Origin of the sequence: Paenibacillus sp. FSL H3-0333 (assembly GCF_038002805.1) — a bacterium.
GTDB classification, from domain to species: Bacteria; Bacillota; Bacilli; order Paenibacillales; family Paenibacillaceae; genus Paenibacillus_AQ; species Paenibacillus_AQ silagei.
Map to the genome: position 1 here is coordinate 6,322,517 of NZ_JBBODG010000001.1, position 13,121 is coordinate 6,335,637.

11 protein-coding genes are annotated in these 13,121 nt (G+C 55.0%); 3 read left to right on the top strand and 8 right to left on the bottom strand.

Annotated elements, in window-relative coordinates:
• Positions 1–37: 37 nt before the first annotated feature.
• The 3 genes from MHH78_RS27820 to MHH78_RS27830 form a co-directional block, all read right to left on the bottom strand.
• Entirely contained in the window at positions 38–1,621 is a 1,584-nt protein-coding gene (locus MHH78_RS27820) for a UDP-glucose--hexose-1-phosphate uridylyltransferase (protein WP_341169550.1), read from the bottom strand.
• Positions 1,622–1,702: 81 nt separating this feature from the next.
• Positions 1,703–2,689 carry a UDP-glucose 4-epimerase GalE gene (gene galE / locus MHH78_RS27825; protein ID WP_036696662.1) on the bottom strand — a complete coding sequence of 329 codons (987 nt, stop codon included), beginning with the start codon at positions 2,687–2,689 and terminating at the stop codon, positions 1,703–1,705.
• 1 nt (position 2,690) lies between these two features.
• Complete coding sequence (locus MHH78_RS27830; protein ID WP_445668070.1) at positions 2,691–3,872, bottom strand: galactokinase; 1,182 nt, start codon at positions 3,870–3,872, stop codon at positions 2,691–2,693.
• Between the two features lie 226 nt (positions 3,873–4,098).
• Here MHH78_RS27830 and MHH78_RS27835 point away from each other — a divergent pair, with 226 nt between their 5' ends.
• Positions 4,099–4,956, top strand: a complete 858-nt coding sequence (locus MHH78_RS27835; protein WP_341169551.1) for an AraC family transcriptional regulator — start codon at positions 4,099–4,101, stop codon at positions 4,954–4,956.
• A gap of 110 nt (positions 4,957–5,066) precedes the next feature.
• Here the strand turns inward: MHH78_RS27835 and mgrA are convergent, their stop codons facing one another.
• The 4 genes from mgrA to MHH78_RS27855 form a co-directional block, all read right to left on the bottom strand.
• Positions 5,067–6,065, bottom strand: coding sequence for an L-glyceraldehyde 3-phosphate reductase (gene mgrA / locus MHH78_RS27840; protein WP_076082664.1), 999 nt, complete (start codon positions 6,063–6,065; stop codon positions 5,067–5,069).
• A 98-nt stretch (positions 6,066–6,163) separates the two neighbouring features.
• Complete coding sequence (locus tag MHH78_RS27845; RefSeq protein ID WP_341169552.1) at positions 6,164–6,904, bottom strand: NAD-dependent protein deacylase; 741 nt, start codon at positions 6,902–6,904, stop codon at positions 6,164–6,166.
• Positions 6,905–6,944: 40 nt separating this feature from the next.
• The gene (locus MHH78_RS27850; protein WP_341169553.1) at positions 6,945–7,715 is read right to left on the bottom strand and encodes an HAD family hydrolase; all 771 of its coding nucleotides are present in this window, start codon (positions 7,713–7,715) and stop codon (positions 6,945–6,947) included.
• 47 nt (positions 7,716–7,762) lie between these two features.
• The gene (locus tag MHH78_RS27855; RefSeq protein WP_036722576.1) at positions 7,763–8,512 is read right to left on the bottom strand and encodes an alpha/beta hydrolase; all 750 of its coding nucleotides are present in this window, start codon (positions 8,510–8,512) and stop codon (positions 7,763–7,765) included.
• A 213-nt stretch (positions 8,513–8,725) separates the two neighbouring features.
• Between MHH78_RS27855 and MHH78_RS27860 the strand changes: the two genes are divergently transcribed.
• Positions 8,726–9,766, top strand: coding sequence for an acyltransferase family protein (locus MHH78_RS27860; protein ID WP_341169554.1), 1,041 nt, complete (start codon positions 8,726–8,728; stop codon positions 9,764–9,766).
• A 258-nt stretch (positions 9,767–10,024) separates the two neighbouring features.
• Complete coding sequence (gene ilvD / locus MHH78_RS27865) at positions 10,025–11,710, top strand: dihydroxy-acid dehydratase (protein WP_036722581.1); 1,686 nt, start codon at positions 10,025–10,027, stop codon at positions 11,708–11,710.
• Between the two features lie 147 nt (positions 11,711–11,857).
• Here the strand turns inward: ilvD and MHH78_RS27870 are convergent, their stop codons facing one another.
• Entirely contained in the window at positions 11,858–12,988 is a 1,131-nt protein-coding gene (locus MHH78_RS27870; protein WP_341168437.1) for an IS4 family transposase, read from the bottom strand.
• Between the last annotated feature and the right edge of the window lie 133 nt (positions 12,989–13,121).

Sequence of the window (13,121 nt, forward strand, 5' to 3'; positions counted from 1 at the left end):
CGATATCTTATGAAACGGGCTCAAAACCTATCCAGACTTAGTTAAAGCCGCTGCTGTTCAGGAAACGGCGGAAGGCCGCCTGCCCTTCCGGCGTGCGTTTGTAGACTCCGGCATGCTCCAGAATGTGAGTGAACTTCGTACCCACCTCATTCTGGATGGTCTTCACCGCTTCTTCTCGGTTCAAGGAGGTGCCGAAGCGGCTTACCAGTTCGGTAATCCATGAAGTGTGCAGCGCCAGCGGATGCTCCTGGCCTTGGCTCTGGACATCTCCGAGAAGCGCAGTGTCGCCCGCCAATATGCCAGCGATGGCGTCAAGCTCTTCCTTGAGCCGTCCCGGCAGAATCGCCAGGCCCATGACCTCAATCAGGCCGATGTTTTCCTTCTTGATATGGTGCATCTCCCGGTGCGGGTGGAAGATCCCTTCGGGATATTCTTCGCTGGTCCGGTTGTTGCGCAGCACCAGATCCATCTCGTAGCCGCCGTCCTCTGCCCGGCGCACGATAGGGGTGACAGTGTTGTGCGGCACTCGCTCGCCGCTCTCTTCACTGAACGCCAGCACTTCGGCGGCCGGATCGCTGTAAGTCTTCCAGGATTCGTAGATATGGTTGCCTGCCTCCAGCAGCACCGCCGGATCTTCGGCATGCATCCGCAGCACGGACATCGGCCACTTCACTGTGCTTAAGCTGACGCCGGGATACGAGGCATGAGTGAAGGTGTCCTCTTTGGGCGCCTTCTGGATCGGGAACGTATGCCGTCCGCCCTGGAAGTGGTCATGCGTCAGAATGGAGCCGCCGACAATCGGCAGATCGGCATTCGAACCGATGAAATAATGCGGGAAGGCTTCCACGAAGCTAAGCAGACGCTTCAGCGTATCCTTCGTCAGCTTCATCGGCACATGATCGTGGTGGAACACAATGCAATGCTCGTTATAGTAGACATACGGCGAGTACTGGAAGAACCACTTCTCGTTGTTCATCGGGAGCGGGATCACGCGCAGGTTCTGACGCGGCGGGTGATTGACCCGGCCGGCATAACCGACGTTCTCGCGGCATAGCTGGCACTTCGGATAGACCGGAGGCGGAAGCAACCGGGCCATGGCGATTTCCTTCGGACTTTTCTCCGGCTTGGAGAGGTTGATCGTCATCTCAATATCCCCGTACGGCGACTCCTGAAGCCAATACACATTCTTCGCTACACGGTCCATACGGATATAGTTGGAATCAATGCTCAGCTTATAAAAACGGTCCGTTGCCGCCTGAATGCCCTGCTCCGCCTCGATCGCGGCGAACTCCGCATTCACCTCAGACGGGCGGGCCATCAGAAGGCCCATAATCTTCGCATCCAGCAGGTCGCGGTACGTATCCGTATTCTCCGGGATCAGCCCGAGACTGAACCCGTAATCAATCAGCTGGTCCAGCGGGGCCTGCGGGCTGTCCAGCGGACCTTCAGTGAACTCGCCGGGATACGGCTCGCTGAAGCCGAACTGGTCCAGGAGTTCATTGCGGCTGTAATCCACATCTGCTGGCTGGATAAGTCCCGTATGTCCGGCAAACAGAACCAGCTGTTCAATCGCATACAGCGCCTTCTCAGCGGCAGCAGCCGTACTATTATCGTTCTGCATTTCATTTCTCCTTCTATGGTGCCTTATGCGGCGCTTTGCATTCTGTCTATTTCACCTTCGGGTAACAAGCAGAATTGCTTCTTACTCCCCGTACCCTTGCGGATTGGCAGAGTGCCAGCTCCAGGCGCTCTGAATAATGCCTTCCAGATCGGCATGCTGCGGGTCCCAGCCCAGAACCTTGCGGGCTTTGTCAGAGGAAGCGACGAGTACTGCCGGATCTCCGGCGCGGCGGTCCTGAACCACAACCGGAATGTCCAGGCCGGTAACCTTCTTCGCAGTCTCAATGACCTGCTTCACAGAGAAGCCCAGGCCGTTGCCAAGGTTGAAGATATTGCTTGCACTGCCGCTGCGCAGATAAGTGACTGCACGGACATGCGCATCCGCCAGGTCGCTGACATGGATGTAGTCGCGTACGCAGGTTCCGTCTTCTGTCGGATAGTCTTCCCCGAAAACTGCAATATTCTCGCGCTGCTTCAGCGCAGCCTGGAGCACCAGCGGAATTAGATGGCTCTCCGGACGGTGGTCTTCGCCGATCTTGCCGCTGGCATGTGCGCCTGCGGCATTGAAGTAGCGCAGCGCCACATATTTGATGCCGAGCACTTTGTCGAACCAGGCCATCATACGTTCCATGGTCAGCTTGGTCTCGCCGTAGACATTCGCAGGCTCGGTGCGGTCAGTCTCTTCGATAGGTACCTTTTCCGGTTCGCCGTAGGTGGCGGCAGTGGAGGAGAAGACGATTTTATCCACACCGGCATGCTGCATGGCTTCGAGAAGACACTGCGTTCCATAGACATTGTTGTCGTAGTATTTAACCGGGTCCTTCATACTCTCACCCACCAGGGAGCTGGCTGCGAAGTGAATCACCGCTTCGATCTCATTCTCGGAGAACAGCTTCGCCAGCAGCGCCTTGTCGCGCAGGTCGCCCTCGTACAGCTTGCCGCCCAGCAGCGCCTCGCGGTGCCCTGTCAGCAGATTGTCAATCACCACAACCTCTTCACCGCGGTCCAGCAGCTCTGCTACTGTGTGTGAACCGATGTATCCTGCGCCGCCCGTTACCAGAATCGCCATCTTATTTCACTCCTTTCAATTCTTCCACGCCGTTGCCGATGCCACATACATAGAATTCGCCGGTCAGGCCGGTTCTGTTCTTGTAAGCTTCACCTACTTCAGCGATGAACCGCTGCACATCATCCTCATGCACCAGAGATACCGTACATCCCCCGAATCCGGCCCCCGTCATCCGTGATCCCAGTGTGCCAGGAATGCGCTGCGCTTCTTCCACCATCACATCCAGCTCCTCGCAGCTGACTTCATACAGGTCGCGGAGGGAGACATGGGAGTCATTCATGTACAGGCCGAATTGCTTCAGATCGTTGTTCTTCAGCACCTCCACCGAGTCAAGCACACGCTGATTCTCCTCCACCACATGGCGGGCGCGGCGTCTGACGGTTTCGTCTGTAATTTTATCCTGATGAAGCTCGAATTGTTCAGGTTTCAGCTCAGCCAGATAAGACAGGCCCGGCACCTCTTGCTTAAGAATAGCCAGAGCCTCGTCACACTGGCTCCGGCGCTCATTGTACTTGGAGTCCACCAGACCGCGCTTCTTGTTCGTGTTGCCGATGACCAGCTTATAGCTGCCTGTCACAAAAGGTACGAGGCTGTATTCCAGCGTATCGCACATCAGCAGGATGGCATGGTCGCGCTTGCCGTTGGCTACAGCGAACTGGTCCATAATACCGGAGTTCACGCCGACATACTGGTTCTCCACACGCTGGGACAGCAGGGCCAGCTCCACCGTATCTATCTCTCCGCCAAGCAGCGTCAGGAAGGCGAAGCCTGTGACTACCTCGATCGAAGCGGAAGAGGACAGACCCGAGCCGTTAGGAATTTCACCATGGAACAGGAGGTCATAGCCGCCGGATAGCGGAAGATCCTTCTTGGCCAGTTCTACCAGCACACCCACCGGATAGTCAATCCATTCGCCGGTCTTGGCTTTGCCGATCTCGCTATAGTCAATAGAAGCTTCGTAAGGTAAATTCGTCGATGCGAATTGAACCTTGCCGTCTGCACGCGGGCGCACGATCAGCGTGGTGCCGAAGTCCAGCGCGGCCGGGAAGACGTAACCTCCGTTGTAGTCCAGATGCTCTCCGATCAGATTCACGCGGCCCGGAGCGTAGAATACCCTTGCTTCTTCCTTGATTTCCCCATATTTCTCAATAAATTTGCTGTTCAGTTCCTGTGTGCTCAACATTGCCACTCCACCCTTTCGCTGCTTGCGCTTTGGAATTCAACTTACGTCCTTCATGCTTACATTATAATAAAATCAGACTTGCCCTGATAATGCAATCATGTGTGCAATATATGGACAAATGTGACTTCCGTCTCTGAAGAGACTATACTCGGTATGAGGAAAAGTGAACGGGCGCTCCCTATACACTTAGCTATGGAAGCGTTCTGCTCAGGAAAGGCGGCTTGCAGTGCAACATACCTATTCAGTAGGATCAAATCCTGTCTATTACGATAAGCAGCTGCTGCATGTACTCTTTGCAGGAGAGAGCCAGACCCTCCCGCTGCATCAGGCAGGTCCCAAGATCTACGATTACTATCTGCTCCATTATATTGAATCAGGCTCCGGGGTCTTCCGGACAGAGGAGCATACGTACGAGCTGGGAGCCGGAGACTGCTTCCTAATCCACCCGGGCCAGCTGGTCAGCTACATCTCGGATCAGCAGGAGCCCTGGCGCTACCGCTGGGCTGCCTTCACCGGCGCCGATGCCGGACAGCTTGCGGAGCAGGCGGGCTTCGCGCCGCTCGCCCCGGTGCTGTCTACCGCAGGCGGCAGTGTAATACCCGGAGCGCTTGCCGGGATGATGTCCGCATTCTATGCCAATAAGGAGAGTGCCGCCCTGACCTCTCTGGGGTATCTGTACCTTATCGCCGGCGAAGCGGCGGAGCTGCTGGTCTCCTCCACCCGGCTGCCGGGTGCGGAATCACAGATCAAGCGGACGGTGAAGCAGATGATTCACTACATGGCTTCTCAGTATGCCCATCCGGTCTCGATTGAACAGATGTGCGGCTCTCTGGGGTATAACCGCGCTTACCTCTCCCGCATCTTCAAGCAGGAGACGGGGCTCTCTCCGGTCACTTACCTGCTGAAGCTGCGGGTGGAGAAATCGCGCCAGCTGCTGCGTGAACGTCCCGAGCTGTCCGTGGAGCAGGTAGCGGCATCGGTCGGACTGACTGATGCCCTGTATTTCTCCCGGCAATTCAAGCGTTTCTACCGCCAGTCCCCCACCGCTTACCGCCAGGCCACAGTGAACCCTGGAGAGAAATAGCTATATCGCCTAGAGCAACAGCCCGTCTCCTGAACAGGAAGCGGGCTGCTTGCATGGTTATCTATGGAAGCCGGACCTTATGGCAACTCTTAGGCTGAGCGCCTTAAGCTTCACTCCTCTGTCTTAAGGATCGTTTCGATCCGGTCCAGCTCCTCCTGCGTGAAGTCACTGTGGGACAGCGCGGCGATATTCTCTTCGATCTGGCTGACCCGGCTGGCGCCGATCAGCGCCGAGGTGATCCGGCCGCCGCGCAGCGTCCAGAGCAGGGCGAACTGGGCCAGACTCTGGCCGCGCGTTACGGCCATCTGGTTCAGCGCGTGGATTCTGCGCAGCACCTCCGGCGTAATCCGGCTCTCATTCAGCGCTGCCGAAGGTCCGGCTGCCCGGGAATCTCCGGGAATGCCGTTCAGATATTTATTCGTCAGCAGACCTTGCGCCAGCGGAGTGAAGGCAATACTGCCCACCCCATGCTCCTCCAGCACATCCTGAAGCCCGCCTTCAATCCAGCGGTCCAGCATGGAATACCTCGGCTGATGAATCAGCAGCGGGGTGCCCAGCTCCTTCAGGATCGCAATAGCCTGCTGCGTCTGCTCCGCCGTATAGTTGGACAAGCCGATGTACAACGCTTTGCCTGAGCGTACAGCATGATCAAGCGCTCCCATCGTTTCTTCCATGGGGGTGTCCGGGTCCGGACGGTGGGAATAGAAGATATCCACATAGTCCAGTCCCAGCCGCTTCAGGCTCTGGTCCAGACTAGACAGGATATATTTACGTGAACCCCAGTCCCCGTAAGGGCCGGGCCACATCGTATATCCCGCCTTGGTCGAGATCACCAGCTCGTCACGGTACGGCGCGAGATCCCGGGCCAGCACCTTGCCGAACAGCTCCTCCGCCGATCCGGCCGGAGGCCCGTAGTTATTCGCCAGGTCGAAGTGGGTGATTCCAAGATCAAAGGCACGGGTAATCATCCTGCGGCCATTCTCAAAGGCATCAATGCCGCCGAAATTATGCCACAGGCCCAGGGAGATGGCCGGAAGCTTGAGACCTGACCTGCCGGTGCGGTTATAACGCATTCCTTCATACCGTTCATCACTAGCCACATATACCATGTTATATCCCTGCCTCTCGTATCTCTTTTGTGAATACCCTTCTTTAAACACACGGCCTCATAAGTAATCTTGTTCTATAAAAAAAGACTGACTGGGCGTTAGCCCAGCAGTCCCTGCACTCTACCCATCACATCTCCGATACGCTCTGTAATAATCAGGTCTGCCTGATCGTCATACGGGGTAGGCTCGCCGTTAAGCAGTACTGTATGCTGTCCCCTGAAGTAAGTGACCAGGCTTGCAGCAGGCTGAACGGTAAGCGAGGTACCGCCGATGATCAGCAGATTCGCCGCTGCAATGGCATCCACGGCCTCAATCAGCACTTCATGATCGAGCGCTTCTTCATAGAGCACCACATCCGGCTTGATGATGCCCCCGCAGTCCTCACAGCGCGGCACTGAGCCTTCCTGCTCCAGCCATTCCTCCAGGCCGTAATAGCGCTGACACCCCATGCAGTGATTGCGGTGGATAGAGCCGTGCAGCTCCAGAACCCGGCGGCTGCCGGCAATCTGATGGAGGCCGTCGATATTTTGCGTAATGACCGCCTTCAGCCTGCCGCTCTCCTCCAGATCCGCGAGCAGCCGGTGGGCCCCGTTCGGCTTCGCTCCGGGATGAATCATCTTGCTGCGGTAGAAATCAAAAAAAATGTCCGGCGAGGACATAAAAAAGCTGCGGCTGAGCATCACCTCAGGCGGATAGGGGGAGTTGTGCTGTGTCTGGTACAGACCGGCTGCCGAACGGAAGTCCGGGATGCCGCTCTCCGTCGATGTTCCGGCACCGCCGAAAAAGACGATATTATTGCTTTTTTGAATCCAGGAAGCCAGTAGCTGTAATTGTTCCATAATCTACACCTGTCCTCTCTGTACCTCATTCGTAATACATTCAGATCGTTAAGCGGAGCGCGTCATAGCCGGATACCACAATATCCGCATCCAGCAGATGGTCTGTCCTTCCGTCCGGTGAGATTCCGACCGCAAGGCGCAGTCCCGCCCCACGGCCCAGCTGCATATCCGCATTGCTGTCACCGATAATCACTGTGTCTTCGGGACGCACCTCCAGCTCCCGGCAGGCCTTCTCGGCCATCTCCGGTGCAGGCTTGCCGTACTTTACCCGGTCACGTGTAACCACCGCTCCGAAGTACCCGGAGATGCCCAGCCATTCCAGATGCTCTCGGGTGGTGGACAGATTGTCGGAGGTCACAACGCCAAGCTTCAGGGAGGCGGCAGCACACTGCTCCAGGAATGGCAATAATCCCGGCATGGGCACAGCCGTACGGCGGCGGCGAAGCTCATTCATGGCCTCCTTGGAGATGGCATTCACTCGCGTCACCGCTTCATTCCAGGGGACACCCGCTGTATAGAGCTGCCAGGCCAGAATCCCGGTGGATTCCTCAGCCGTTGCCATGGAGAGCGGACCGGCAGGATCATAACCGGTAATTCGTCCGGAAGCATCATGCGTCGTCCCCAGCACCGGGGCCAAATCTGCTCCTCTTACAGGTCTGCTGCCCATTAAAGTCAGCTGGCTGCCCAGCCCCTCAAGCACCAGTTCGGCCCAGCTGCCCCAGGTGGCCAGGAGATCAAGCAGCGTGCCGTCCTTATCGAACAGGATGCCGCTTACGGGAACGGAGAGTTCATTGATGTGCAATACAGGCATTCCAGCGCTCCTTCCGCATAAGTTATATTACTTCAGGTATTCGTTGTTCATTTGCTCTGGCGCAGATTCCCCAGCCAGTCCAGCATCGCCCGGACGGTCCGCGTCTGCTGTTCATCTTCGGTAATCGTAGCGGTCCCGTCACCCTTTTGCGCGCCATAGCTGCCGAATTGGGCATGGTTACCGCCGTCAACCGACACATATACGGTATTGCCCGGCAAATAGGAACGCCCTTTGTTATAGCTCTTCTGGTCTACGACCTCATCCTGCGTGCCAAGCACAGACAAGACGGATAGCGTGGTGTCCTTCAGGCTGCCTTTCTCATCGGGATACGAGGCCAGAAAAAAAACGCCTTCCAGCTGGCCGGCATGATCCGCAGCGAAGCGTGAAGCCATTACGCCGCCGAGCGAATGTCCGCCCAGGACGAAGGACTGCTTCGGATGCACGCGGATAATCTCTTCGGCGGCATCCCCTTTGATTACAGCCAGATTAAGCGGCATTCTGGCAATGTAGAACGGGTGACCGGCAGCGGCAACTTTACGGGCCAGCGGCGCATATGCTTCTGCCTTGACCAGTGCTCCCGGATAAAAGATTACGGCGGTGCCGAGCACCACTGAGGGCTCGAACGAGATCCAGTTGTCATTCTGCTCTACAGTGACTCCCCCGGCAGAGATCAGAGCCGTTTCAGCCCGTGCCTCCGGCTTATAGGGGGTCAGATATCTCCATATAAACACCCCCGCTACCAGTAGAACCAACACCACTCCAATAAGCACACGGCGTCTGATTATATTCTTTTTCATTAGTGTTCACTCCCGATTCCTGCATACTGAAAATTATAAGGGAATCAGTGAATTCAAACAACCTTCAAGACTTCGCCACATCTGGCCCTATCCATTTCCAATGATAGCGCTTACCATTGTGATGTATTTCACAATTTATTGTCCGGAAATCATGTATTTTAAAATTAAAGTATTAAACCCTACGCAAACCCTAATTTCATTGGAGGTTACGTCATGACCCGGGTAAGCCCGCTTAACACGCGTGGAGAGACCTTCTTTCTTAATCTGCGCTTCATGCTTATTGTAACTGTCTTTGTGGCCAATGCGATCGAACCCCTGATTCAGGAAATGAGCGGACTTCACACGCTTTACCAATGGATCTTCAGTTTTCATATGCCGCTGTTTGTGCTGGTAACCGGATACTTTGCCCGTTCAAGCTTGCATGGAGCGCCAGGACGCAAAGTCCTGCTGCAGATTGCCCTGCAGTATGTTATTTTTCAGAGCCTCTACTCCCTACTTGACGCCTCCCTGTTTCATGTCAATAATATACAGCATTCATTCTTCGCTCCTTATCTGCTGCTCTGGTTCCTGGCCAGCCACATCTGCTGGCGCCTGCTGATGCTGGGCATGAGCCGCTGGACCCGCAGTGCCCAGCTGGCCTTCGCTGTTACCGCAGGGGTCGCCGTAGGTTATTTGCAACTAGACGGGATCTGGTTCAGCATCAGCCGCACCTTTGTCTACCTGCCCTTTTTTGTGATCGGATACCATTTCTCCTTCGGGGCTTTCGTGAAGCTGTATCAGCGGTATGTCAAAAGCATTGCCGCCGCCGCTTCGCTCCTGCTGCTCCTTGCTATCGGCCTGCTTGGCAGTAATCTCCCCATAGGCTGGCTATACGGCAGTATGACTTATATGCAGCTTGGCGCCCATGCATGGTACGCGGGTCTGTTCCGGCTGGCGGTCTATGGCCTGCAAATTATCGCTTCACTGGCATTTTTGGGCCTGGTGCCTTACGGGTTAAGCCGCATGACCGGCCTGGGACGCCGAACCCTCTATGTTTTTCTGCTGCATGGCTTTGTGGTCCGCACGGCGGTGATTTCCGGATTGTATACCTATATCGGCAACCCGGCCGGAGCAGCGCTGCTGCTCGCCGGTGCAGTAGGATGTACTGTGCTGCTCGCCCAGCCTGCGGTCAGACGTCTGCTGAACCCGCTCGTGGAGCCGTCCGTGCAGTGGATGATCTCCCTGCAGCGTGCCGCCATCCGGCGCTCTCTATAGAATGAAGCGGCCCTGCTATATCAATTTGCCGAAGTCTATCCTATACGGAATAGGCTTCTTTCTGTATATTAGCCCAGACTTTACATGCGTGCCCCCCCGACAAACTTCACACTGCCCGGTAGAAAAAACAGGATTTTTGTGATAGACTCTCTATTAACGTTCGTAACCAATCACCGCAGATACGTATATTTCGGGATTGCAATGCGTTAATGCGGCACTATATTCGCTTTACCAATACTGTTAGGGGGAAAAGTCATCATGGCAAACAAGAAAATGCGATCAGATATGATCAAAAAAGGCTTCGACCGCGCTCCTCACCGCAGCCTTTTGCGGGCAGCAGGCGTTAAAGAAGAGGATTTCGGCAAACCGTTCATCGCGGTCTGCAATTCCTATATCGATATTGTTCCGGGTCATGTGCATCTGCAGGAATTCGGCAAAATCGTGAAGGAAGCCATCCGTGAAGCCGGCGGGGTTCCATTCGAATTCAACACGATCGGCGTTGACGACGGGATTGCCATGGGTCATATCGGTATGCGTTATTCGCTGCCAAGCCGCGAGATCATTGCCGACTCTCTGGAAACGGTAGTATCCGCGCACTGGTTCGACGGTATGGTGTGCATTCCCAACTGTGATAAAATCACCCCGGGCATGATGATGGGCGCACTGCGCGTCAACATCCCGACAATCTTCGTCAGCGGCGGGCCGATGAAGGCCGGCGTAGACAGCAAAGGCAAGAAGCTCTCCCTCACTTCTGTATTTGAAGGCGTTGGCGCGCATCAGGTCGGCAAGATCAACGATGCTGAGCTGCTCGAACTCGAACAATACGGCTGTCCTACCTGCGGATCATGCTCCGGCATGTTCACTGCCAACTCCATGAACTGTCTGGCTGAAGCTATGGGCCTTGCGCTTCCGGGCAACGGCACCATCCTGGCCGTAGCCGAAGAACGCAGAGACTTCGTCCGCAAGTCAGCAACCCAGCTCATGGAGCTGATCAAGCTGGACCTGAAGCCGCGTGATATCGTAACCCAGGAATCGCTGGACAATGCCTTCGCGCTGGATATGGCAATGGGCGGCTCGACCAACACCGTATTGCATACCCTGGCACTGGCTCAGGAAGCCGAAATCGATTATCCGCTGGAACGCATCAACGAAGTAGCCAACCGGGTTCCTTACCTGGCCAAGCTGGCTCCGGCCTCCGATATCTTCATCGAAGATGTGGACCGGGCGGGCGGCGTAAGCGCCGTGCTGAACGAATTACTGAAGAAGCCGGGCGCAATCTTCGGCGATTGCATGACGGTTACCGGCAAGACACTGGCCGAGAATGTAACCGGCCATGAGATCCAGGATACATCTGTTATTCATACCATCGACAACCCCTATTCCCAAGTTGGCGGACTGGCTGTACTCTACGGCAACCTGGCTCCTGAAGGCTCCATCATCAAGGTGGGTGCCGTGGATGCTTCTGTTGGCGGCTATCACAAAGGACCTGCCATCTGCTTCGACTCTCAGGAAGAAGCACTGGAAGGTATCGCGAACGGCAAGGTCAAAGAAGGCCATGTAGTCGTTATCCGTTATGAAGGTCCAAAGGGCGGACCGGGCATGCCGGAAATGCTGGCGCCGACTTCGCAGATCGTCGGTATGGGCCTGGGCGCCAAGGTCGGCCTGATCACGGACGGACGGTTCTCCGGTGCCTCCCGCGGGATCAGCATCGGTCACATCTCTCCGGAAGCGGCTGAGGGCGGCCCGATCGCTTTTGTAGAGGATGGCGATATCATTGAGCTGGACCTCAACAACCGCAAGATCGAGCTGCTGGTTGACGAGGAAGTGCTGGCGGTCCGCCGCCAGGGCTGGAAAGAATTCGAGCCGAAGGTGAAGACCGGTTATCTGGCCCGTTACTCCAAGCTGGTTACCAATGCAAGCAAGGGCGGCGTGCTGAAGATCTAATCGTTAGAGCCGCAGCCTTAAGCAAATGTAATGATGATATGAGCAGCTCCAACCGCAAATGCGGTTGGAGCTGCTCTTTTTGCTGCAGGAATTGCAGCTTTGAGGAGAAGAATGTTGCATCATGTGCAGGCATGTTGATTACCCATATTATGGGATGACAAAAACACCTAAATGTTCTTTACGCCTGAGCTGATTAAGCTGAACCTGCCACTCCAGCGGAAGATTAAATATACGCCAGTACTGCATAAATTCCCAAAGAGTCAGCTTAGCAAAGACCGGTACCTTCGGATGAATTTCATCAAAAATGTATTTTAGAAGCACATATGCGGTAAGGGCCACAAACAATTGGCTATACACTGCATTTTCGGTGTTTCCAAACAGACAAGGGACATTCAAATGCTGTTTCACCCAGCGGAAAAAGACTTCAATCTCCCAGCGTGCTTTGTAAATTTCAGCAATCACGTGAGCGGACTCTTTTCTCAAATCAGTGACGACCCGTACGACTTCGCCCCGGTCATTTTCAAATTCAACGACGCGGTGGCGCTGGGCGGATTGGTGTTTCCCTTGACCGATATAACAGGTAATATCGCGTACAATTTTGGTGTCTCCCTCTGCCGGTCGCTGACGTTTTCGCGGCAACACCAAGTGGAGATTGTCTTTCAAACGAATCACAAAGGACTGACCTTGCTGCACATATTGATCCAATCGACCGATTTTTCCATATGCCCGATCCTGGACTAGAAGGTAGTCCTTATCGGCCAAGACTTCTCCAAATGGAGCGTCATTGCGCCGGGCAATCGATTCGACCACCTTCACGGGTGAATGCTGTCCATGCGAGAAGGCCACATGCAGCTTGATACCTCCTCTGAATTTTTTATACGGAGCCCAAGACATACGGGAGTTTGCCGCCGTAACCGTCGTAGAGTCAATAAGCAGAAGATCTTTAGGCAGATTCAGGTGCCGCCGGGTTTGCCGGTTACATTTCTGGACGAGCATTTGAAACAAACGCTTGAAGATATCGTAAGGCACTTCACCGGCTTTGCCCGAAAGAGTGGAGTAATGAACCTTGGGCAAATCGTAGTTCGAGCCCACCCGAGCACTTTGACGAAAGCCATCCCATTGGTGGTAGCAGGCTTGGATAAAGTAGTCGAACAACACACCGACAGTCATTTTGGTTCCTGTATCCTCGTAGTTCTCGGTTTGCCCAGTCACCATTTCGACTTCTTCCGGGGTTAATACTTGTTTGAACACGGCCAGGAATGGGGTATTATTATTCATGAGGTCGCCTCATTTCGGTTTGGTTTGGTCGTACTTACCATTACCCGAAATGGCGGCCTTTCTTGTCCCTTTTTTTGGGAAATCAACACGCTTACATCATGTGCAGGAACTAAAAAACCGCCAGCCCTGATAG